At 67.5% G+C, this 22,341-nt stretch carries 21 protein-coding genes and 1 other RNA gene; 13 read left to right on the plus strand and 9 right to left on the minus strand.

What is annotated here, in order from left to right; genetic code table 11:
* Positions 1 to 86: 86 nt before the first annotated feature.
* Positions 87 to 632 (minus strand): RNA 2',3'-cyclic phosphodiesterase, encoded by a 546-nt coding sequence (gene thpR, locus Q7V45_RS20640; protein ID WP_304855562.1) that lies wholly within the window; start codon positions 630 to 632, stop codon positions 87 to 89.
* Positions 598 to 1,317, minus strand: coding sequence for an arylesterase (locus Q7V45_RS20645; protein ID WP_304855564.1), 720 nt, complete (start codon positions 1,315 to 1,317; stop codon positions 598 to 600). Before Q7V45_RS20645 ends, thpR begins: the two co-directional genes overlap by 35 nt.
* An 87-nt stretch (positions 1,318 to 1,404) precedes the next feature.
* Here Q7V45_RS20645 and Q7V45_RS20650 point away from each other — a divergent pair, with 87 nt between their 5' ends.
* The 4 genes from Q7V45_RS20650 to Q7V45_RS20665 all read left to right on the plus strand — a co-directional run bounded on the left by Q7V45_RS20650 (position 1,405) and on the right by Q7V45_RS20665 (position 6,107).
* Positions 1,405 to 2,064: an ABC transporter ATP-binding protein gene (locus Q7V45_RS20650; protein ID WP_304855778.1), complete on the plus strand. Its 660-nt coding sequence runs from the start codon at positions 1,405 to 1,407 to the stop codon at positions 2,062 to 2,064.
* Between the two features lie 10 nt (positions 2,065 to 2,074).
* The gene (locus Q7V45_RS20655; protein ID WP_304855566.1) at positions 2,075 to 4,594 is read left to right on the plus strand and encodes an ABC transporter permease; all 2,520 of its coding nucleotides are present in this window, start codon (positions 2,075 to 2,077) and stop codon (positions 4,592 to 4,594) included.
* A 134-nt stretch (positions 4,595 to 4,728) separates the two neighbouring features.
* Positions 4,729 to 5,478: a Bax inhibitor-1/YccA family protein gene (locus Q7V45_RS20660; RefSeq protein ID WP_304855569.1), complete on the plus strand. Its 750-nt coding sequence runs from the start codon at positions 4,729 to 4,731 to the stop codon at positions 5,476 to 5,478.
* Positions 5,479 to 5,600: 122 nt separating this feature from the next.
* Positions 5,601 to 6,107, plus strand: a complete 507-nt coding sequence (locus tag Q7V45_RS20665; protein WP_304855572.1) for a helix-turn-helix domain-containing protein — start codon at positions 5,601 to 5,603, stop codon at positions 6,105 to 6,107.
* 91 nt (positions 6,108 to 6,198) lie between these two features.
* On the opposite strand, the gene Q7V45_RS20670 is transcribed toward Q7V45_RS20665, so the two are convergent.
* Positions 6,199 to 6,387: a DUF4169 family protein gene (locus Q7V45_RS20670; protein ID WP_304855574.1), complete on the minus strand. Its 189-nt coding sequence runs from the start codon at positions 6,385 to 6,387 to the stop codon at positions 6,199 to 6,201.
* 67 nt (positions 6,388 to 6,454) lie between these two features.
* On the opposite strand from Q7V45_RS20670, the gene Q7V45_RS20675 reads away from it, so the two are divergent.
* Together Q7V45_RS20675 and Q7V45_RS20680 are read left to right on the plus strand one after the other, a co-directional pair.
* Positions 6,455 to 9,673 (plus strand): AsmA family protein, encoded by a 3,219-nt coding sequence (locus Q7V45_RS20675; protein ID WP_304855577.1) that lies wholly within the window; start codon positions 6,455 to 6,457, stop codon positions 9,671 to 9,673.
* Between the two features lie 8 nt (positions 9,674 to 9,681).
* Positions 9,682 to 10,512: a nitroreductase family protein gene (locus Q7V45_RS20680; RefSeq protein WP_304855579.1), complete on the plus strand. Its 831-nt coding sequence runs from the start codon at positions 9,682 to 9,684 to the stop codon at positions 10,510 to 10,512.
* Here the strand turns inward: Q7V45_RS20680 and Q7V45_RS20685 are convergent.
* The gene (locus Q7V45_RS20685) at positions 10,499 to 10,723 is read right to left on the minus strand and encodes a ribbon-helix-helix domain-containing protein (RefSeq protein ID WP_304855581.1); all 225 of its coding nucleotides are present in this window, start codon (positions 10,721 to 10,723) and stop codon (positions 10,499 to 10,501) included. The two genes, Q7V45_RS20680 and Q7V45_RS20685, sit on opposite strands and share 14 nt — an antisense overlap.
* A gap of 115 nt (positions 10,724 to 10,838) precedes the next feature.
* Here Q7V45_RS20685 and typA point away from each other — a divergent pair, with 115 nt between their 5' ends.
* Together typA and Q7V45_RS20695 are read left to right on the plus strand one after the other, a co-directional pair.
* Positions 10,839 to 12,668, plus strand: coding sequence for a translational GTPase TypA (gene typA, locus Q7V45_RS20690; RefSeq protein ID WP_304855582.1), 1,830 nt, complete (start codon positions 10,839 to 10,841; stop codon positions 12,666 to 12,668).
* 10 nt (positions 12,669 to 12,678) lie between these two features.
* Positions 12,679 to 13,104 (plus strand): DUF6481 family protein, encoded by a 426-nt coding sequence (locus tag Q7V45_RS20695; protein WP_304855584.1) that lies wholly within the window; start codon positions 12,679 to 12,681, stop codon positions 13,102 to 13,104.
* A gap of 21 nt (positions 13,105 to 13,125) precedes the next feature.
* Here the strand turns inward: Q7V45_RS20695 and Q7V45_RS20700 are convergent, their stop codons facing one another.
* Positions 13,126 to 13,806 carry a VOC family protein gene (locus tag Q7V45_RS20700; RefSeq protein ID WP_304855586.1) on the minus strand — a complete coding sequence of 227 codons (681 nt, stop codon included), beginning with the start codon at positions 13,804 to 13,806 and terminating at the stop codon, positions 13,126 to 13,128.
* Positions 13,807 to 13,928: 122 nt separating this feature from the next.
* On the opposite strand from Q7V45_RS20700, the gene Q7V45_RS20705 reads away from it, so the two are divergent.
* Positions 13,929 to 14,417 (plus strand): SH3 domain-containing protein, encoded by a 489-nt coding sequence (locus Q7V45_RS20705; RefSeq protein WP_304855588.1) that lies wholly within the window; start codon positions 13,929 to 13,931, stop codon positions 14,415 to 14,417.
* 153 nt (positions 14,418 to 14,570) lie between these two features.
* On the opposite strand, the gene Q7V45_RS20710 is transcribed toward Q7V45_RS20705, so the two are convergent.
* The 3 genes from Q7V45_RS20710 to ssrA form a co-directional block, all read right to left on the minus strand.
* Entirely contained in the window at positions 14,571 to 16,187 is a 1,617-nt protein-coding gene (locus Q7V45_RS20710; RefSeq protein ID WP_304855590.1) for a fumarate hydratase, read from the minus strand.
* A 65-nt stretch (positions 16,188 to 16,252) separates the two neighbouring features.
* Positions 16,253 to 16,807, minus strand: a complete 555-nt coding sequence (locus Q7V45_RS20715) for an SspB family protein (RefSeq protein ID WP_304855592.1) — start codon at positions 16,805 to 16,807, stop codon at positions 16,253 to 16,255.
* An 83-nt stretch (positions 16,808 to 16,890) separates the two neighbouring features.
* Positions 16,891 to 17,212, minus strand: a transfer-messenger RNA (tmRNA) gene (gene ssrA / locus Q7V45_RS20720).
* Positions 17,213 to 17,291: 79 nt separating this feature from the next.
* Here ssrA and thyX point away from each other — a divergent pair.
* Positions 17,292 to 18,230, plus strand: a complete 939-nt coding sequence (gene thyX, locus Q7V45_RS20725; protein WP_304855594.1) for an FAD-dependent thymidylate synthase — start codon at positions 17,292 to 17,294, stop codon at positions 18,228 to 18,230.
* A complete protein-coding gene (locus tag Q7V45_RS20730; RefSeq protein ID WP_304855596.1) occupies positions 18,227 to 18,781 on the plus strand; it encodes a GNAT family N-acetyltransferase in 555 nt (184 codons plus the stop codon). Before thyX ends, Q7V45_RS20730 begins: the two co-directional genes overlap by 4 nt.
* Before the next feature lie 133 nt (positions 18,782 to 18,914).
* Here Q7V45_RS20730 and apbC read toward each other — a convergent pair whose 3' ends face one another.
* A complete protein-coding gene (apbC, locus tag Q7V45_RS20735; protein ID WP_304855598.1) occupies positions 18,915 to 20,060 on the minus strand; it encodes an iron-sulfur cluster carrier protein ApbC in 1,146 nt (381 codons plus the stop codon).
* A 150-nt stretch (positions 20,061 to 20,210) separates the two neighbouring features.
* Between apbC and hflK the strand changes: the two genes are divergently transcribed.
* Positions 20,211 to 21,446 (plus strand): FtsH protease activity modulator HflK, encoded by a 1,236-nt coding sequence (hflK, locus tag Q7V45_RS20740; RefSeq protein ID WP_304855600.1) that lies wholly within the window; start codon positions 20,211 to 20,213, stop codon positions 21,444 to 21,446.
* Positions 21,443 to 22,330, plus strand: a complete 888-nt coding sequence (hflC, locus tag Q7V45_RS20745) for a protease modulator HflC (protein WP_304855602.1) — start codon at positions 21,443 to 21,445, stop codon at positions 22,328 to 22,330. The genes hflK and hflC overlap by 4 nt, the downstream gene beginning before the upstream one ends.
* Positions 22,331 to 22,341: the final 11 nt, after the last annotated feature.

The raw sequence follows: 22,341 nt of genomic DNA on the forward strand, positions 1-22,341 counted from the left end.
GCAGCGAAGGATCTCGCGCCCGCAAAGGAGTGCTCTGATCGTTCCGTGAGGTCCTTCGCTGTGCTCAGGACGACAGAAAGCAGGAGCTAAAACGTCAGCCGATACTCCGCTTCTGCCGTATAGATCGGCCCGCCGCGGCCGGTGCGGCTCGAATAAAGCGTGAAGTGCTCGGCGACCCACGGCTCCAGCCGGAAGGTGCCGTGGCTTGCCATGAACTGCGCGATGTGATGGCCGGTCTCGCCGCCGGCCGGGAAGCGCGCCAGGGTGACGTGCGGGCGGTACTTGCGGCGATCGACCTCGATGCCGCAATTGCGCGCGACCGTCGTCACCTTCTGCTGCAGCCAGTCGAGGCGCTCGCTGCGCTCCACCACGGCGACCAGCGCGCGCGGCTGCTTGCCGTTGCTGAACTGGTCGACGCCGGCGATCGCCACCGAAAACGGTGGCCCCGCGATGTCGGCCAACTCCTCTTCGAAGTCACGCTTCGGGCCGCCCTGGACCTCGCCCGCGAAGCACAGGGTGACATGCAGGTTCTCGGCCGGTACCCAGCGCGCATCGGGGACTCCCGATTGCAGCGCCAACAGGTCCTCCGCGATCTCGTCAGGGACGGGCAGAGCGACGAACAGACGCGGCATCGTCGAGATTCTTCGTAACGAAAGGAAGGATACGCTCGACGATGACGTCGACGCCTTTGGCGTTGGGGTGGATGCCGTCGGGCTGGTTGAGGGCGGGATCCTGGGCCACGCCATCGAGGAAGAAGGGATAGAGCGGCACGCCGTGCTTGTCGGCCAGCCTCTGGTAGAGGCCGTCGAACTGCTTGACGTATTCCGGGCCGAAGTTGCGCGGCGCCAGCATGCCGACCAGCCAGACCGAGGTGCCGGCCTGCTTCAGCTTGCCGATGATGGCGTCGAGGTTCTTTTCGGTACTGGCGGGATCGAGGGCGCGCAGCATGTCGTTGCCGCCCAGCTCGACCAGCACGATGTCGGGCTTGTCGGCCAGCATCCAGTCGATGCGCTCGAGGCCGCCCATCGTCGTGTCCCCGGAGACGCCATGATTGATGACGGTTACGTTGCGGCCCTTGTCCTTCAGCGCCGCCTGCAGGCGGTTGGGAAAGGCCTGGGCCGGGGCGAGGCCGTAGCCCGCGGCCAGGCTGTCGCCCAGGATCGCGAGCTTGACCGGCTCGGCCCCCGTTTGCCCGATTTGTGCATGGACCGTCGCGGGCGCCATTGAGGCCGCGAGGCACAGGATCAGCGCCACGAATGCCGCGATCCGTGAATTGACCGTCGCCGTAAAACCACCATATCGAGTTTGCAGTTTCATTCCTTGCCTGTCCCAGGAGCCCGCTTGGCCGAGCCGCTTCCCATCGCACAATTTCCGATCGTTCGCCTGACCGATGTGCATCTCGACATGGCGAGCGATGCCGGCACGGTCAATATCCTGCGTGGCATCACGCTGGACATCGCGGCCGGCGAGATTACGGCGGTGGTGGGGCCGTCGGGTGCCGGCAAGTCGAGCCTCATGATGGTGGCGGGCGGGCTGGAGCGGGCGACCTCCGGCAGGGTCGAGGTCGCCGGCAACGATCTCGGGCCCATGGGCGACGACGACCGGGCGCGGCTTCGGCGCGACCATATCGGCATCGTGTTCCAGGGCTTCCACCTCATCCCCACCATGACCGCCCACGAAAACGTGGCACTGCCGCTGGAATTCGCCGGTCGCTCCGATGCGTTCGGGCTCGCCGAGGCGGCGCTGAAGCGCGTCGGGCTCGGCCATCGCATCGGCCACTATCCGGCGCAGCTGTCCGGCGGCGAGCAGCAGCGCGTGGCGGTCGCCCGCGCCTTCGTCGGCCGGCCCAAGCTGATGCTGGCCGACGAGCCGACCGGCAATCTCGACGGCGCCACGGGCCGGCAGGTGATGGATCTCCTGTTCGAGGTCGCGCGCGCCGACAACACGACGCTGATCCTGATCACGCACGATATGGGCCTCGCCGAGCGGTGTGACCGCGTGCTGCGCATCGCCGACGGCCTTCTGGTCGCGGACGATCGCCTGCGCGCGCTCGCCGCGCAGTGACGGTGTCCTCATGAGCCTTGCCTTCCGCCTCGCGCGCCGCGAGATGCGCAGCGGCCTCGGCGGCTTTCGCCTGTTCATCGCCTGCCTGGCGCTGGGAGTCGGCGCGATCGCCGCGATCCTGTCGTTCAGCCGCGCCATCGAGGAAGGGCTGCGCGCCGACGCGCGCGAGATCCTGGGCGGCGACGTCGCGATCTCCCTGCTCTACCGCGAGGCGACGCCCGAGCAGATCGCCTTCATGCGCGAGCAGGGCGAGTTCGTGCGCTGGCTCGACAGCCGGGCCATGGCGCGACCGACCAAGCCCGACGGCCGCGCCACGCTGGTGCAGCTCAAGGCCGTCGAGCCGGCCTATCCGCTCTACGGCAAGGTCGAGATGGCCGATGGCGGCACGCTCGCCAATGCGCTGGGCAAGCGGGACGGCATCTGGGGCGCCGCGGTCGAGGAAGCGGCGCTGCGCCGCATGAACATGGCGCCCGGCGACACGCTGAAGGTGGGTGACACGGCGGTCGAGGTGCGCGGCATCATCGCGCGCGAGCCCGACCGCGGCCTGAACGCCTTCGCGAGCCTGGGGCCGCGGCTGATGATCCCGCTCGACGCCGCCCTGGAATCGGGTCTCGTTCAGCCCGGCAGCCTGCTCACCTGGGAATACCGCCTGCGCCTGCCGCCCGGCCGCTCGGACCGGGCGGTCATCACGGCGCTGAAGGCCCGCTTTCCCGATGCCGGCTGGCGGGTGAGGGGCCTCGACGATGCCGGTGGCGGCATCCGCTTCTGGCTCGACCGGCTGACGCAGTTCATCGGCCTGATCGGCCTCGCCTCGCTCCTGGTCGGCGGGGTCGGCGTGGGCAACGCCGTCTCGAGCTTCCTTGCCGCGCGGCTGCGCACCATCGCGACTCTGAAGTGCCTGGGCGCGCCCGAGCGGCTGGTCTTCACGACCTATTTCATCCAGCTCGCTGCCCTGGCGGCGCTGGGCGTCGGAATCGGCCTGGTGATCGGCGCGGCCCTGCCGTTCGTGGCCCAGTCGGCAATCGCCGACGTGCTGCCGGTCCGGGCGCGGGTGGCGCTCTATGCCGGACCGCTGGCGACCGCCGCGGGATTTGGCCTGCTGATCTCGCTCCTGTTCGCCCTGGTGCCGCTGATGCGCGCCCGCAGCGTCTCGGCGGCGACGCTGATGCGCGGCGCCGTGGTCCAGCAGGGCGGCCGGCTGGCCTGGCGAGATGCGCTGGCGATCGCCGCCGTCGCGGTCGCGCTGGCGTCCTTCACGATCTTCACCGCCGACAGCCGCCGGATTGCGGCCTATTTCGTGGTGGGCTCGGTCGGCGCCTTCATCGCCTTTCCCCTCCTGGCGAAGCTGCTGATGTTCGGAGCCGCCCGGATCGGCAAGCCCAGGTTCGCCGCCCTGCGGCTGGCGCTCGCCAACCTGCACCGGCCAGGCGCGCCGACGCCGATCGTCATGCTCTCGCTCGGCCTCGGGCTCACCGTGCTGGTGGCGACGGCCCTGATCGAGGGCAATCTGCGACAACAGCTGACGCAGCGCATTCCCGGCGACGCCCCGGCCTTCTTCTTCGTCGACATCCAGTCGAGCCAGATGCCGGCCTTCGAGAAGGCCATTGCCGGCATTCCCGGCGCCGGACCGCTCGACAAGGTGCCGTCCTTGCGCGGGCGCATCGTCAAGATCGGCGGCAAGCCGGTCAGCGAGATCGCGGTGCCGTCCGATGCACGCTGGGCAGTCGAGGGCGATCGCGGGGTGACCTATTCGGCGACGCCGCCCGAGGGCTCCCGCCTCGTCGCCGGCGAATGGTGGCCGGCCGACTATCGCGGGCCCCAGCTCATCTCCTTCGACGAAAATCTGGCCAACCAGTTCGGCCTGAAGCTGGGCGACAGCATCACCGTGAACATCCTGGGGCGCGACATCGAGGCGAAGATCGCCTCGCTGCGGCGCATCGAATGGACCACGCTCTCCATCAACTTCGTGTTCGTCTATTCGCCCGGCACGCTCGACAAGGCGCCGCACACCTTCCTCGCGACGGTTAAATCGACGCCGGAGGCGGAGGAGGCGATCTTCAAGGCCGTCACCGACCAGTTCCCCAATGTCACCGTGGTGCGCATCCGCGACGCCATCGAGACGGCGGCGGGCGTTCTGGGCAATATCGGGCTGGCCAGCCGGGTGATCGGCTTCCTCAGCATCCTGGCCGGCGTGCTCGTGCTGGCGGGGGCCATGCTCGCCACCCAGCGCCGCCGCGTCCACGAGGCTGTGGTGATGAAGGTGCTGGGCGCCACCCGGGCCCGCATCGCCGGGACTTTCGCCTGGGAGTTCGCCTTCCTGGGCCTGGCCACCGCGGTGGCGGCTCTGGGGGTGGGGACTCTGGCCGCCTACCTGGTGGTGCGCCGGCTCATGAACCTCGAATGGACGTTCCTCCCGACCGTAGCGGTGGCGGTCGCCGTGGGCGCCATGGCGCTCACCCTGGCCTTCGGACTGGCGGGAACTTTGGCAGCATTGAGGCAACGCCCCCTGGCATTGCTGCGCAACGAATGACCTATTCGTTACAGGGTGCGGGTCAATTTGGGTTCTAGAACCGACTCTTGGCTATTGATTCAGTCGCGCTGTAACCCCAAATTAGCCGTCGAAGGGGCTCGGCAAACGAGGCCCCCTTGGAGGCTTGAAACCAGATGGTAAATCCGAACTTCGGCACCTTTAATCGCGCCGGCACCGTTGCCGACCAGGCGTCGTTCGATGTCGGTCTGCGCGCCCACATGGTGCGCGTGTACAACTACATGGCTTCGGGGCTCGCACTGTCGGGCATCGTGGCCTTCGGCCTGTTCAGCTCGCCGGAACTCGCGGGCATGTTCTTCCAGCTTCAGGCGGGACGCGTCGTCGGCCTGAACGTGCTGGGCTGGGTCGCGATCTTCGCTCCGCTCGGCCTGCTGCTGCTCGTCTCGTTCCGCGCCGCTCAGATGAGCACCGGGGCGGTACAGGCGGTCTACTGGACGGTCACGGCATTGATGGGTGTCAGCCTGTCGCTGCTGCTGTTCCGCTACACCGGCGCCAGCGTCGCGCGCACCTTCTTCGTGACGGCCGCCGCCTTCGCGTCGCTCAGCCTCTATGGCTACACGACGAAGCGGGACCTGACGGCGATGGGCAAGTTCCTGTTCATGGGCGTGATCGGCCTGATCCTGGCCGGCATCGTCAACATGATCTGGCCGTCGGGCACGATGAGCTTCATCATCTCCGCCGCGGGCGTGCTGATCTTCTCGGGCCTGATCGCCTACGACACCCAGAGGATCAAGGAACAGTACTCCGAGGCCTGGGGTACGGACATGGTCGAGAAGGTCGCCGTGTTCGGCGCTCTCAGCCTGTACCTGGACTTCGTGAACCTGTTCCAGTTCCTGATGAGCTTCATGGGTCAGTCACGCGACTAACCGACTGAACCTTCGATAAAATCGAAAAGGGCGCCCGGGTCGAAAGACCCGGGCGTTCTGCTTTATGGCGACTGGTGGGGCGCCAAGATTGCGCCGTCCGCGTGCGGCCCTATAATTTCGGGATGCGGCGCACTTCCTATGACCAGATGAATTGTTCGATCGCTTCGGCGCTCGATGTCGTCGGCGAGCCGTGGACGCTCCTCATCGTGCGCGATGCCTTCTACGGTGTGCGCCGCTTCGACGACTTCCAGGAGAATCTCGGCATCGCGCGCAACGTGCTTACCGCGAGGCTGAAGAAGCTCGTGGAGGCCGGGGTCTTCCGCAAGACCGCCTATCGCCAGCGCCCGTTGCGCCACGAGTATCGCCTCACCGAGAAGGGCGCCGCGCTGTTCACCGTGATCGTCGGGTTGAAGCAATGGGGTGACCGCTTCGGCACGGCCGCACGCGGCGGCAAGCCGATGGATCTGGTCGATCGTGCCGACAACCGGCCGCTCGATCCGGTTCTGATCGACGCCGAAAGCGGCCGGCGCCTCGAACTGACCAACGTGCGCGCGGTGGCGGGACCGGGCGCCGACGAGAACACGCGCACCTTCTTCGAGCGCCTGGCGATCAACAGGACCGTGCGTTAAGCACCAAATAACAACCCGTCGTCTCGACCGGAGCGCCCCTCGAGTACCCTCGGGGTAAACTCCGCGCGGAGTGGAGAGACGACGGAGGCTTTTAGTCTTTCTTTTCCGGCTCCAGGCGCTTGCCGTCGATCAGACGCGCGGCGCGGTCGGCAGCGTCCCTGTCGGCGTCTTTCTCCGCGCGCGTGCGGCCGAAGCGGCGGCGGTTCGCGTCCGCTTCCGCTTCGCGTTCGCGTTTCGCCTTGTCCTTGCGCGTGCGTCGCAGGTTGACGATCTCGGCCATGGATTTCTCTATGCCGTGCCTGCAGGCGATGCGCTAGTCTCGGACTGCCGGACCGGGGAGCCCTGCCATGACACCAACAACCCGCAAGCGTCTCCTGATCGGCGGCGGCGGCATCGTCGCGCTGCTGGTCGTGGCCCTCGTGGCCTTGCCCGCGCTGATCGACGTCAATTCCTACAAGCCGCTGATCGTCTCGCAGGTGAAGGCGGCGACCGGACGCGACCTCGTGATCGACGGGCCGATCTCGCTGTCGCTGCTGCCGACGCCGACCGTCTCGGTGACGGGCGTGAAGTTCTTCAACGCGCCCGGCTCCAAGAACGCCAACATGGTCGAGGTGAAGTCGGTCACCGTGCGGCCGTCGCTGCTGGCCCTGCTGGGCGGCAGCATCGAGGTCAGCGAGGTGACGCTGGTCGAGCCCAAGATCGTGCTGGAGATCAATGCAGAGGGTAGGCCGAACTGGGAGTTCGCGCCCTCGGTGGCCGAAGCGAAGCCCGCCGCCGCCAAACCCAGTACGCCGCGGCCGCTGTCGCTCGGGCGGCTCACCATCGACAACGGCACGCTGATCTTCAGCGATTCCAAGGCGGGTCTCTCGGTCGTCGCCGAGAAGGCGAACTTCACCGCCTCGGTCGGCTCGATCGACGGTCCCTATTCGCTGGCGGGAGACGCCTCGGTCAACGGCGCGCCGCTCCGGCTCGACCTCGCGGTCGGCGCGCGCGGCAGCAACGGCCATACCGCCGACCTCGCCCTGCAGGCAGGCGGCGGCAAGCTCGGCTTCAAGGGCACGCTGAGCGAGCTGGGCGTCGCCGCGAAGATTTCCGGCGCGGCCTCCGCGTCGGCCGACTCTCTCACGACTTTCGTCGGCACGCTGGTCAGGCTCGCGGGCCAGCCCGAGCCCGTCCTGCCGCCGATCCTTGCCGGCAAGTTCAGCTTCGACGGCGGCGTCGACGTTTCGCAAACCGCGTTCGCGGCGCGCGACTTCAAGATGGCGCTGGGCCAGGACAACGGCTCGGGATCGCTTTCGGTTGTGCTGAAGCCCAGGCTCGCGGTCGAGGGCAGGATCGTCGTGCCGAAGCTCGACCTCGACCGGTGGCTGGCCGCGCTCCAGCAGCCCGCACCTGCCGCAACACCCGCTGCTCCGGCCGCTCCGCCGGCGAACGCACCGGCTGCGACGTCGCAAAGTCTCCTGGGGGATCTGACGGCCAAGCTCGCCTTCGAGATCGGCGAGGTGATCTACAACAAGCAGCCGGTCCGCAACGTCGTGCTCGATATCGATGCCAGGGGCGGCGCCGTCGCGGTGCCGAAGCTCACGGCTACCTTGCCGGGCGACATGGTCCTGCAGGCGCAGTCGACCCTGACGGGCGACGCCGCGCGTCCGGGCGTCACCGGGCAGTTCAGCCTGGTCGGGCCCAAGCTGCGCGAAACGCTGTCCTGGCTCGCCGTCGACGTGTCGTCGGTGCCGCCGTCCAAGCTGCAGAAGCTCAGCCTGCGCGGCCGCATGTCCTCGACCGGCGGCAACGTCCAGGTGAGCGATGCCGTCTTCGAGCTCGACGACCTCAAGGGCAGCGGTGGCGTGACGGTCACCTTCACCGTGCCGCTGTCGATCGTGACCAGCGTCAGCCTCGACACGCTCGATCTCGATTCCTTCCTGGTCCCGGTCGCGGCGCGGCAGAAACCTGCTGCCAGTGCCTCCGCGCCGGCCTCGGCACCCGCCGTGGCCGGCCCCACGGTCGGGCTCAAGGCCAGGGTGGCCAGGCTCATCTATAACAAGGAGACGATCCAGGGCGTCGATGTCGACGTGGCGCTGCAGGGAACCACGCTGCGGCTGAACGACGTCAAGGTTTCGAACCTGGGGGGCGGCCGTCTCGCGGTCCGCGGCACCGTGGCCAACTATTCGGCACCGCAGCCGAGGGCCGACATCGCCTTCAACTTCGAGGCGCCCGACATGAGCCGCGTGCTGAAGGTCGCCGGGACCACGGCGCCGGCCGATCTCGGGGCAGTGAGTGCGAGCGGCGGCGTCGCGGGTACGATCGAGCAGCTCACGCTGCGCGATCTGAACGTCAATGCCATGGGCCAGAGCGTGAAGGCGACCGGCAGCCTGGCGCTTCCGGGCGCGTCGAGGGGGGCGCCGCAGTCGGCTGCCTACAAGGGCAACCTGGTGCTCAACGGCCAGGCGCTCGACGGATCGATCGACGCCCGCCTGAGCGGCCGCACGACGATCAATGCCGACCTGCGCGCGAATGTGCTCGACCTCGACCGGATCGGCGGCAGCGGCGGAGCGCCCGCGCGGCCGGCCGCGCGCGGCCAGGCGGCTTCCAGGCCGATCGACACGGCGCCGCTGCGCAGCATCGACGGCTCGCTGAAGCTGGCGGCCGGCACGCTGGTCAGCTCGCCGCTGCGGATCGGCAATGCCGACCTCGCGGCCTCGCTGAAGGATGGCATCCTGACGGTCCAGCACTTCAAGGGCTCGCTCTATGGCGGTTCGCTGGCGCTCGCGGGAACCGTCAACGCCACCCGGCCGGCGCTCTCCTTCGACTTCAAGGGCGACGCCAACAGCATCATCCTGGGCGAGATGCTGCGCAGCACCTCGGGCACCAACCAGTTCGGCAGCGCCATCAAGGTGACGGTCGACGGCAAGCTGAACGCCAACGGCATCACCCTGCGCGGCGGCGGTACGACCTCCGACCAGATCCGGGCCTCGATGGCGGGCGGCGCGCAGCTCGGCGGGCACATCTTCATCGGCGCCGACCGGGCTCTGCAGATGCTGGGCTCGATGGCGGCCGGCGCGGCCAGTACGGTGATCGACCAGACCCTGGGCAATGTGCTGGGCGCCGTCGGCCAGCGCGGGATGTCGCCCACCAGCATGCTGAACGCGATCTCGCTGGTGCTGAACCGCTTCGTCAATCACGACAGCCCGATCGGAGGGCAGATCGACATCGCGGGCGGCGTGCTCACCGACAAGGGCCTCACCGTCCAGGGCAACCGCGCCACGGCGCGGATCTCCACGCGCACCAATCTCGGCGCCTCGACCACAGACACGACGGTCAACTTCTACATCGCCGAGGATGGCTCGGCGCCCTACCTGATCACGACGGCGCGCGGCTCGATGTCGTCACCGTCGCTCAACGTCTCGCGCGGCAGCGCCAAGGACCCGCCGGGCATGGCCAGCACCCTGCCGGGCGCGCAGCAGCTGCAGCAGCTTGAGCAGCAGATCCTGCCGGGCCAGCAGCGCTCGCTGGTCCCCAATATTCCGATCCCCAACATTCCAATCCCCAATATTTTCGGCCGTTAGGAGTTCCCGTGCTTGATCGTTTGAAGTCCGTGCTGAAGGCGCGGTTCGGCTCCGCGCCCGCTCTGTCAGAAGCTCCCAGGGGCGTCGAGGTCCTGGCCGAGATGGCCAACCGCCGGGTCGTGCGGCGCTATTCCGACAAGCCACTGGATCCGGCCCTGCTGGACACGCTCTGCGCGGTGGCGCTGTCGGCGCCCTCGAAGAGCGACCTGCAGCAGGCCGACATCGTGATCGTCACCGACAAGGCGCAGCGCGAGAAGCTCCAGGCCCTGATCCCGGAGAACCCGTGGGCCGCCGCCGGTCCGGCGCTGCTGGTCTTCTGCGGCAACAACCGCCGGCACCGGCTGCTGTTCGACTGGCGCGGCCGGCCCTTCGTGAACGACTATCTCGACCCGTTCTTCAATGCCGCCGTCGATGCCGGCATCGTGCTCGCCACCTTCATCGCAGCCGCCGACCGGGTCGGACTCGGGACCTGCCCGATCAGCCAGATCCGCAACCAGGCGGCCCGCGTCTCCGAGGTGCTGGGCCTGCCGCAGCATGTCTTCCCGGTGGCCGGGCTCGGCGTCGGCTGGCCGTCCTTCGAGGGCGTGATGAGCCCGCGGCTGGGACTGGACGTCTCGATCCATCGCGACCGCTACGACGAGACGGGCCTGCGGGAGAAGGTCGAGGCCTACGACCGGCGGCGCAACGAGACCCAGCCCTACAAGAACCAGCGCTTCGTGGAGACATTCGGCGAGGACCCGGCCTATGGCTGGTCCGAGGACAAGGCCCGGCAATATTCGGTGCCGGAGCGCGCCGATTTCGGCGCATTCGTGCGCGCGAAGGGCTTCAATCTCGACTGATCGTGCGTTTCTTCAGTTCGTGCAGCACATGAAGCCGGAGCGCGCTCGACAGGTTGGCCTGCCCCTGTGTCCGGCCGCGGTCGACCTCCGCCACCAGGGCGTTGAGCGACAGGCCGCGCGCCTGGGAGAGGGCTGAAAGCTCGGTCCAGAAGGCATCTTCCAGCGAGATGCTGGTACGGTGGCCGTCGATTGTGACCGAGCGTTTGCGCATGACGGGACTGTGGCAGCGGGCCCGGGCAGCGGCAACACGCCTCCTCAACCTGCCTTGCCGCCGTCACAGAGCGTGCGTATAAGCGCGCCCAACCAACCCCTCCGGACAAATCATTATGGAAATTCGTAACGTCGCGATCATCGCGCACGTCGACCATGGCAAGACCACACTGGTCGATTGCCTGCTGAAGCAGAGCGGCACCTTCCGCGAAAACCAGCAGGTGGCCGAGCGCGCCATGGATTCGAACGACCTCGAACGCGAACGAGGGATCACCATCCTTGCCAAGGCGACCTCGGTCGAGTGGCACGGCACCCGTATCAACATCGTCGATACGCCCGGCCACGCCGACTTCGGCGGTGAGGTCGAGCGCATCCTGTCGATGGTCGATGGCGTGGTCCTGCTGGTCGACGCCGCCGAAGGGCCGCTGCCGCAGACCAAGTTCGTTCTGGGCAAGGCGCTGCGCCTTGGCCTGAAGCCGATCGTGCTGATCAACAAGGTCGACCGTTCCGACGCCCGCGCCCATGAGGTGCACGACGAGGTGTTCGACCTGTTCTCGGCGCTCGAGGCCAACGACGAGCAGCTCGACTTCCCGACGCTCTTTGCCTCGGCCCGCCAGGGCTGGGCCGCGACTTCGCTCGAGGCCGAGCACACCGACATGACGCCGCTGTTCGAGCTTCTGGTGAAGCACGTGCCGGCGCCGAAGGTCGATCCCGATCCGGCGTTCCGCATGCTGGTGACGACGCTCGAGGCCGACAACTTCCTGGGCCGCATCCTGACGGGGCGCATCCTGTCGGGTTCGATCAAGCCCAACTCGATGGTCAAGGCGCTGGCCCGCGACGGCAAGGAACTCGAGCAGACGCGCATCACGCGCATCCTGGCCTTCCGCGGCCTCGAGCGCGTGGCGCTCGAGTCGGCCGAGGCCGGCGACATCGTGGCCATTGCCGGCATGAAGGTCGCCACCGTGGCCGACACGATCGGTGATCTGACGATCTCCGAGCCGATACACTCGCAGCCGATCGATCCGCCGACTCTCGCCATGACCTTCATGGTGAACGACTCGCCGCTCGCCGGCACCGAAGGCGACAAGGTGACGACCCGCATGATCCGCGCGCGCCTGATGCGCGAGGCCGAGGGCAACGTCGCGATCCGCGTCACCGACACGGAAAACGCCGACTCCTACGAGGTCGCCGGTCGCGGCGAACTGCAGCTCGGCGTGCTGATCGAGACGATGCGCCGCGAGGGCTTCGAACTCGCCGTCGGCCGTCCGCGCGTGCTGTTCCAGACGGATCCGGTCACCGGCCAGCGGCAGGAGCCGATCGAGGAAGTCGTGATCGACGTCGACGACGCCTATACCGGCGCGGTCGTCGAGCAGATCTCGCTGCGCAAGGGCGAACTGCAGGACATGCGGCCGTCGGGCGCCGGCAAGACGCGCCTGGTGTTCTACGCCCCGTCGCGCGGCCTGATCGGCTATCATGGCGAGTTCCTGACCGACACGCGCGGCACCGGCGTGATGAATCGCCTGTTCCACGAGTACGGCGCCTATCGTGGCCCGATCGCCGGCCGCCGCAACGGTGCGCTGATCGCCAACGCCGCAGGCAACGCGGTGATGTACGCGATGTGGAACCTCGAGGATCGCGGCCCGATGTTCATCGAGCCCGGCGTGCCCGTTTACATGGGCATGGTGATCGGCGAGCACAGCCGCGGCAACGACCTCGAAGTGAACGTCCTCAAGGGCAAGCAGCTCACCAACATCCGTGCCGCCGGCAAGGACGAGGCCGTCCGCCTCACGCCGCCGCGCAAGATGTCGCTCGAGCAGGCAATCGCCTATATTGAGGAGGACGAACTGGTCGAGATCACCCCGAAATCGATCCGGCTGCGCAAGCGCTTCCTCAATGCCGAGGACCGCAAGCGCGCCAAGAAGCAGGCCGCTGCGGCGGCGGAGTAAAGACTAGGACATGAGCGGCAGGAACGTGGATTTCGGCGATCGCCTTGCGACCGCCGCGGCGGCCAAGCAGGCCTTGCTCGAGAAGGCCAAGGCCAAGGCCAACGATCCGGAACTGATCAAGAAGCAGGCCGAGCGCGCCGCCATCGCGGCCGCCCGCGACGCTCGCGAGGCCGAGCGCCGGGAAGCCAAGCGGCTGGAAGACGAGCGCATCGCCGCCGAACTGGCGGCGGCGAAGGAAGCGGCGGACGCGGCAGCTGCAATAGTGGCCGCAGAGGCTGCAGCCGCGGCCGCAGAAGCCGCTGCGGCGGCCGAAGCTGCGGAGGCCGAGCGTGCCGCCCGGCGGGCTGCTGCTAAGCCGGTGCTGACGGAGGCCGAGCAGAAGGCCGCCCGCGACGCCCGCTACGCCGCCCGCAAGGCGCGCAAGGGCAAGCGATAAAGTGTCGGCCGGCGGAGTGCCTCAGAGCGCTCCGCCCGTCAACGATGCGCGCTGGCTGATCTCGATGTGGTTGCCGTCGGGATCGCAGACGAACGCATAGCGCACCGTGTCGCCCAGCACGCGCGGCTCGCCGCCCGAGGCGCCGCCGCGCTCCAGGATGCCGGCATATTCGGCCAGGCAATCCCACACCTGCACCGTCATGTAGCGATAGCCCGGCCCGCGCCACTGGCCGACCGCGCTCTCGACCTTGCCCTGCTCCGCCACCACGACCAGCGAGTCGCCGCAACGGTAGCGGCCCTCGCCGGCGCGCTCGAACTGCATGGCGTGCGTCCAGAACCGGTCGTGCGCCGCGGGATCGTTGACCCGGAGCAGGATCGCGACGCCTTCGACGCCGTTGCGGCCCTTCGGCACCAGGGTCACCCGGTTGCCGTCCGGATCGGTGAGCGGTTGCGGTGCCGCGAGCCCTTCGCGCGCGATTTCCAGGCCGACGATGCCGGAGGGCGGCACGTCGGGCAGGGGCCCGCGCGCATGGTTCATCTTCAGAATCGAGCCGTTCATGTGATGGCGGTGCTGCTGCATGCCGCCCCCCAGCTTGCCCATATGGTCGTAGGGCAGGCCGACCGTCTGCTGCCAGAAGGCGAGCTGTTCGTCGCGCGTGGTGGAGAAGAGGCCGACGTCGAGATGCTGCTTGGCGAGGTTCATGGGCGCCAGTGTAGCGCGGGACGGGAAACAAATCTTACAAAGCCCGCCACGACGACGCTGCACAGCGGTCCTAGAACCGATCGGGGGAAGGGACCGGCTGCTGGGGAGCCGCCGGCAAGAACATGGGAAGGGCTTCGGTGGTTCGCGTCATCATCGGCACGGTCGCCGTGCTTGCCGGCTTCGCCGTCGTCGAACGCTCGGTCGATGCCAGTACCGGTCCGGCCGGATCGTGCGTGCCGACCGAAGTTCATGCGCTGCCGCCCCCGGGAGACACCGTGGCGGTCAGGTCAGGGCCGACGATGAATTCGCCCATGATCGGGGTGCTTCGAAGCCGCGCGGCCGTCCACCTGTCCGGCGGCCAGGGCGGGTGGGCGCACATCGCACTCACCGACGCGCCGCACCTCGATGGCTGGGTGCCGGCGGACCAGCTCTGGGTCGACGTCGAGGCGGGCCGCGCGCTCCATAGCCTGCCGGGGCCGCTCGGCCGGAAACTCGGGATGTCCGATGGCGACACGGGCAGCTTCCGCGTGCTCGGTTGCCACGGCCCCTGGCTGCACGTCATCAACGCCCGCGCGGGCGCCGTGTGGATCGACAGCCGCCAGTCGTCCTAAGCCCGTCGTCTCGACCGGAGCACCGAAGGTGCGGAGTGGAGAGACCTGCTCTCCACGCAAAGCCGGCAAATCGTGGAAAGAAGGTCTCTCCACTACGCCGAGCTGCGCTCGGCTCCGGTCGAGACGACGGAGGCTTTCTTCTTTCAGTGACCGTCAGATCTTCAGGTCGCTGAAGAAGTCGTTGCCCTTGTCGTCGGTGATGATGAAGGCCGGGAAGTTCTCGACCTGGATGCGCCAGATCGCTTCCATGCCGAGCTCGGGATACTCCAGCACCTCGACCTTCTTGATGACGTCCTGCGCCAGGATGGCGGCCGGGCCGCCGATCGAGCCGAGATAGAAGCCCTTGTGCTTGCGGCAAGCGTCGACGACCTGCTTGCTGCGGTTGCCCTTGGCCAGCATGACCATCGAGCCGCCATTGGCCTGGAAGAGGTCGACATAGGAATCCATGCGGCCGGCCGTGGTCGGGCCAAACGAGCCCGAGGCCATGCCGGTCGGCGTCTTGGCGGGGCCGGCGTAGTAGACCGGGAACTGCTTGAAATAGTCCGGCAGGCCCTCGCCGCGATCGAGCCGCTCCTTGAGCTTGGCATGCGCGGAGTCGCGCGCCACGATCAGCGTGCCGCTGAGGTTCACGCGGGTCTTCACCGGATGCCTGGTCAGCACCGAGAGCGTGTGCGCCATGCCCTTGTTCAGGTCGACCGAGACCACGTCGCCCGAGAGCTGCGCCGGCTCGACCTCGGGCAGGAACTGCGCCGGGTTGTGCTCGAGCTGCTCGAGGAAGACGCCGTCCTTCGTGATCTTGCCGACGGCCTGGCGGTCGGCCGAGCAGGAGACGCCGATGCCGATCGGCACCGAGGCGCCGTGCCGGGCGATGCGGATCACGCGCACGTCGTGGCAGAAATACTTGCCGCCGAACTGCGCGCCGATTCCCATCTGGCGCGTGAGCTCCAGCACCTTCTGTTCCATCTCGCGATCGCGGATGGCGACGCCCTTGTTGTTGCCCTCGCCGGGCAGGTCGTCGAGGTAGCGCGTCGAGGCGAGCTTCACCGTCTTGAGATTCATCTCCGCCGAGGTGCCGCCGACCACGATGGCCAGGTGATAGGGCGGGCAGGCGGCGGTGCCCAGCGTGCGGATCTGGGTGTCGAGGAACTTGAGCAGCGAGGCCTCGTTCAGCACGGCCGGGGTCTGCTGGTGCAGGTAGGTCTTGTTGGCCGAGCCGCCGCCCTTGGCGACGAACAGGAACTTGTAGGCGTCGCCGTCGGTCGCATAGATGTCGATCTGCGCCGGCAGGTTGGTGCCGGTCTGCACTTCCTTGAACATCGACAGCGGCGAGACCTGCGAATAACGCAGGTTGGTCTCGGTGTAGGTCTTGTAGACGCCCCGTGCGATCGCTTCCTCGTCGCCGCCGCCGGTCCACACCGCCTGGCCCTTCTTGGCCATGACGATGGCCGTGCCGGTGTCCTGGCACATCGGCAGCACGCCGCCGGCCGAGATGTTGGCGTTCTTCAGCAGCTCGAGCGCCACATAGCGGTCGTTGGCCGAGGCCTCGCCGTCGTCGAGGATGTTGCGCAGCTGCTGGAGATGGCCCGGGCGCAGCAGGTGGGAAATGTCGTGGAAGGCCGCGGCCGTCAGGGTGGTCAGCGCCTCAGGTTCGACGGTGAGCACGTCGCGGCCGTTGAATTTGGTGGTGCCGACGAAGTCCGAGGTGAGCTTGCGGTAGGGCGTCGTGTCCTCGTGGCTCGGGAACATTTCCTGAAACTGGAACTCGGGCATGCGTCTTCTCCTGGCGACCCTGTCGGGGCGCCGGTTTCCTGCCGCAGCCGGGCCGCGGCGTCTACCTACTTCTTTCGGAAGCTGTCGAGCTTGACGACCTTGGAGGCCGCGTCCTCGGGCTTGGCCGCTTCGGCGGTCGCCGCCTCGCCCTCGGTCCCGGCGGTCTCGCCTTCCGGCGGGGCGGGACGCTTCTCCGGCACGGGCAGCGGGGTCGGCTCGACCGCGCCTTCCGGCTTCTCGGCGGAGACCTTCTCTCCCGTGGCCTTGTCGCGGCGGTCGAACTGGAGACCGAAGCGGACAGACGGATCGACGAAGGCCGAGAGCGCGGCGAACGGAACCTTTATGCGCTCCTGCTGCTTGTTGAAGCTGACCGTCACCTCGAAATCGTCCTCGCGGATGATCAGGCCCCAGTACTGGTGCTGGAGCACGATGGTCATCTCGTCGGGATACTTGGCGCGCAGATACTCCGGCAGTTCCACGCCGGGATCGTTGCTGCGGAAGCTGATGTAGAAATGGTGCGAGCCCGGCAGTCCCGTTTCCGCGACCTGAGTCAGCACGCGTCGAACGACGCTGCGCAGCGCATCGTCGACGAGAGCGTCGTAGTGAAAGCGATCGTTCATGGCCTGTCGGAAATTTGAGAAAGCATCGACCCGCCCTGCCGGAGAGTCAACGATGGCAATAGCCGTCAATTGGCCGGAAGGAAAGTGGGGGGCTTCTGTTGCCCGGTGCCCCCCGGACCGCGCTTACGTCCGCTGTTTAGGCGGCAGCAGCGAGTGTAACGGTGTTATCGTTAGCACTTGTGAATGGCCCGTCACGGCGGAACCATACCGAGCAAAAACCGCGTCTTTACCACGCCCGTCGATCCTGGTTCGCCCCCATCGGTTCCACCCAAGGGTGGAGAAATAGTGGTGGAGGCGCCGGGTACTGCCCCCGGGTCCGAAACGCTTATGTCACGCGGCGTTTATCGCCATAGTCGGTTTCCCGACACCCTCCATATAGGCCCTTCCATCGGCTTTTTGAAGGCGTTTGGCGCCTTCGATCCTTCCTTGCCCGCCGGAGCCGATTCCCCGCATAACGTCCGGCGAAACCAAGGACAGCGAACCGATGCCCCTCTCCAGCGACCAGCAGGCAGAAATCGACCAGGCCCGGGCCGGGGCCCAGCCGACCTTGCGCCCGGTCGCTCCGGCGCTGGAGGAAATCCTCTACCAGGCGCTGCCGGTGCTCGATCACGGCTTCGTCCGCGTCGTCGACTACATGGGCGACGATGCCGCGGTGGTGCAGGCGGCGCGGGTGAGCTACGGCCGCGGCACCAAGAAGGTCAGCGAGGATCGCGGCCTCATCAACTATTTGATGCGGCACCGCCATACGACGCCGTTCGAGATGTGCGAGATCAAGTACCACGTGAAGCTGCCGATCTTCGTGGCGCGGCAGTGGATCCGCCATCGCACCGCCAACGTGAACGAATATTCCGCGCGCTACTCGATCCTCGACAACGAGTTCTACGTCCCCAAGCCCGAGCACCTCGCCGCCCAGAGCGCGATGAACCGGCAGGGCCGCGACGCGGTGCTGGCGGGCAAGGAAGCCGAGCGCGTCTTCGACCTGCTGAGGAAGGACGCCGAGCTTGTCTACGAGCACTATCTGGAAATGCTGAACGAGGGAGAAGGCGGCGTGCCGCTCGATCCCGAGCGCTCCGGCCTCGCGCGCGAGCTGGCGCGCATGAACCTGTCGCTCGGCTTCTATACCCAGTGGTACTGGAAGACGAATCTCCACAATCTCATGCACTTCCTCTCGCTGCGCGCCGACGCACATGCGCAGTACGAGATCCGCGTCTATGCCGAGACGATGCTCGATACGCTGAAGCGCTGGTGCCCGATCAGCCACGATGCCTTCGTCGAATACCGCCTGGGCGGCACGCATCTTTCCAAGACCGGCCTCGCCATCGTGAAGCGCATGCTGGCCGGCGAAAAGGTCGAGCAGAAGTCGAGCGGGCTCAGCGCCCGCGAATGGCGTGAGCTGATGGCGGCGCTCGGGCAGGCGACGTGATCCGCGATCCCGGACGGCTCAGGCTGCTGCGCGAGCGGCCGCGCGACAATACGGCGGTCGAGGAGATGAACGAGGCGGCGTTCGGGCCGGACCGCCAGCAGAAGACGGTCTACCGGCTGCGCGAGGGCGTGAAGCCGATCCGCGAGCTGTGCTTCGTGGCGATCGACCAGAAGGACCGGATGGTGGCCTCGATCCGCAACTGGCCGATCCTGATCAACGACAAGTGGCCCGCGGTCATGCTCGGCCCGCTCGCGGTCTCGCCCGAGCTGCGGGGGCTCGGCTATGGCAAGGCGCTGATGTGGCACTCGATGGCCCAGTCGCGCATGCTGGGCCACAGCCGCATCATCCTGGTCGGCGACCCCGAGTACTACAGCCAGTTCGGCTTCCGCCGCGATCTTGCGCTGAACATCCAGCTCCCCGGCTGGGTCGAGGACCGCCGCTTCCTCGCCCTCGAACTGGTCGCCGGCTCGATGATCGGCGTCCACGGCCTGATCGGCAATTGGCGCCCCGGCTGGCGGCCGAGCAAGCGCAAGACGGCGAATCGCAAATGAGGCAAAGGTCCCTCACTCCGTTCGGGATGACATCATTTGTTTGGTGAGCGCACTGCGCCAAACCCAGCAAAATTGTCATCCCGAACGGAGTGAGGGACCCTTCCTCTTCTTTCGCCACGTTAACTTTTCTAGCCTACTGCACCACGATGTTCGGTGCCTTGCGGGCGCCGCGCTGGTTGGCGGAGAGCTGCTTCCAGACGCGGCCGGCGATGTTCTTGTAGACCTGCGCGTGGGCGCTGTCGGGCTTCGAGACGACGATGGGATGGCCGCTGTCGGACGTCGTGCGGATGTCGAGATGCAGCGGGACCTCGCCGAGGAACGGCACGCCCAGCTTGTCGGCTTCCTCGCGCGCGCCGCCATGGCCGAAGATTTCCGAACGCTCGCCGCAATGGGGGCAGAGGAAGTAGCTCATGTTCTCGACGATGCCGAGCACCGGCACCGCGACCTTGCGGAACATGTTGAGGCCCTTGCGGGCGTCGACCAGGGCGATGTCCTGCGGCGTCGAGACGATGACGGCGCCGGCGAGCGCCACGCGCTGGGCCAGCGTGAGCTGGGCGTCACCGGTGCCCGGCGGCATGTCGACCACCAGCACGTCGAGGTCGCCCCACTGCACGTCGCGCAGCATCTGCTCCAGCGCGCTCGACACCATGGGACCGCGCCAGATCATCGGCGTGTCCTCGTTCACGATGTAGCCGATCGACATGGTCTTGAGCCCGTACTTCTCGATCGGCTTCAGCATCTTGCCGTCGGCCGACTCGGGCTTCTCGGTCACGCCCAGCATGCGCGGCATCGAGGGGCCATAGATGTCGGCATCGAGCAGCCCGGTCGCGAGCCCGTTGGCGGCGAGGCCGAGCGCCAGGTTGACGGCGGTGGTCGACTTGCCGACGCCGCCCTTGCCCGAGGCCACGGCGATGATGTGCTTCACGCCCGGCACGTCGATTCGGCCGCCGCCGCCGGTCGTCTTGGCCGCGGGCGCGCCGTGGCTGTGGCCGTGGCGACCGCCCTGTGCCGGCGGCGGGGGCGGCGCGGCGCGCTCCGCCGTCATCACCGCGGTTGCCGAGAGAACACCGGGCATGGCCCGGATCGCCTGTTCGCAGGCCTGGCGCAGCGGCTCCAGCGCCGTGCCGCGCGCGGGGTCGACTTCGAGGGTGACGGCGACGTGGCCGGCCCGCGTCGCGACGCCGCTCACCATGCCGAGCGCGGCGACGCTGCGGCCCGCCACCGGATCGATCACGGTATCGAGAACCTTGCGGATGGCCGCTTCGCTGATTTCCGCCATGTTCTGCTGCTTCCGCTGCGGCGCAATTTCGCGTCCGCCGCTTGATTGAAGGTGTGCCTGTGGTCACATATATGCAGCGCGTATGGAAATCAAAAGAGACAACGCGCCTTGGCGCGGTAAGAAGCGGCAGCAGGGGCCCTTGAGGTGAAAATGGCGTGGAATAACAACGGCGGCGGCGGCCCCTGGGGCGGCGGCGGTGGTGGCGGTGGCGGCGGCGGTTCCGGCGGTGGCGGTGGTCCCTGGGGCGGTGGCGGCGGCGGAAACGGCAACCGGGGCGGCGGCGGCGGCGGTGGCGGTCCGTTCGGCTCGCGGCGCCCGCCCGACATGGAAGACGTCATTCGCAAGGGCCAGGAGCGGCTCAAGAACCTCATTCCCGGCGGTTTCGGCTCCTACAAGGGCATCGCCCTGGTGGTGCTCGGCGCGCTCGTGATCTGGCTCGCGACCGGCTTCTTCCGCGTGCAGCCCAACCAGCAGGCCATCCAGCTCGTGTTCGGCAAGCCCTACGGCAAGCCCGTCGAGCCCGGCCTGCACTACAATTTGCCGGTCCCGATCGGCAATGTCGTGGTCGTGAACGTGCAGGACCAGCGCCGCACGGTGATCGGTTCGCGCGGCGCCCAGGCGTCGACGCCTTACACCCGCGGTCCGCGCCCGACATCGACGGAAAACCTGATGCTGACCGGCGACGAGAATATCGTCGACATCGAGTTCGCGGTGCTCTGGCAGATCAAGGACGTCTTCCAGTACGCATTCGACGTGCGCAATCCCGAGGAAAACGTGCGGGCCGGCGCCGAGGCCGCGATGCGCGAGGTGATCGGCAAGTCGAACCTGCAATATGCCCAGACCGAGGGACGCAGCCGTATCGAGCAGGACACCAAGGACCTGCTGCAGGGCATTCTCGACGAGTATGGGCTCGGCGTCCGCATTTCGCAGATTCAGCTCCTACGCGTCGACCCGCCGCAGGAGGTCATCGCGGCGTTCCGCGACGTCCAGGCTGCGCGCGCCGACAAGGAGAAGCTGATCAACGAGGGTAACACCTACCGCAATCAGCAGCTCCCCCGGGCAAAGGGTGAAGCGGAAGCGATCATCCAGCGCTCCGAAGCCTACAAGGCCGAGACCGTGGCGCGGGCGAGCGGTGATGCCCAGCGCTTCGACCAGGTCTACGAGCAGTGGGCCAAGGCCAAGGACATCACGACCGAGCGTCTGTACCTCGACATGATGGAAGAGGTGTTGCGCAACGTGAACAAGGTCCTGGTCGACAAGGGCACGACCAACAATGGCGGCGTGCTGCCCTATCTGCCACTGCCCGAGCTGCGTTCGGGTCAAACTCCGGGTGTCGGGCCGCAGCCGCCGCGCGCACCCCAGCCCCTGCCGGGAGCCACGCGATGAGCAACCGTTCGATCATTGCGCTGATCGCCCTCGCGATCGTGGGCTTCCTCGTGAGCCAGACCTTCTACACGGTCGACCCGACCAAGCAGGTCCTGGTCCGTCAGTTCGGCGCCATCGTGGGCGAGCCGAAGACTCAGCCGGGCCTCTACGCCAAGCTGCCGCTGATCCAGGACATCCAGCGGATCGACCGCCGACTGCTCGACTACGAAGCCGAGGAGTTCGAGATCATCGCCGGCGACCAGAAGCGCCTCGTGGTCGACGCCTATGCCCGATACAAGATCGTCGCGGCAAAGCTTTACGCACAGACCGTGCCGGGAGGCGAGACCACCCTGCGCGGGCTGCTCGACTCGCTGATCAACTCCGAGATCCGCGGCGTCCTCTCGTCGGTGCCTCTGCATGCGGTGCTGACCGACCAGCGCGCCAACCTCATGGAGGAGATCACCAAGCGTGTGAACGGCAAGACCATGGAGCTGGGGGTCGAGACGGTCGATGTGCGCCTCAAGCGCGCCGACCTGCCCCAGGCCAACTCCCAGTCGGTCTACAACCGCATGAAGACCGACCGCGAGCGCGAGGCCGGCCAGCTTCGCGCCGAGGGCGACGAGGAGAATGCCCGGATCAAGGCGACGGCCGACCGCGAGGTCGCCGTCCTCAAGGCCGATGCCGGGCTGAAGGGCCAGGTCCTGCGAGGCGAGGGCGACGCGACGGCGACCGAGATCTACGCCAAGGCGTTCACCAAGGATAAGGAGTTCTACGCCTTCTACCGGCGTATGGAGGCCTACAAGCAGGCGTTCGGCTCGGGTGGCTCGACCATGCTGCTGAGCCCGGACAACGACTTCTTCCGCTTCTTCAACGACCCGTCGGGGCTCCCGGCCCCGAAGCAGTAGGAACCGGCAAG

It is taken from the genome of Reyranella sp. (genome assembly GCF_030651995.1).
In the GTDB taxonomy this organism is placed as follows: Bacteria; Pseudomonadota; Alphaproteobacteria; order Reyranellales; family Reyranellaceae; genus Reyranella.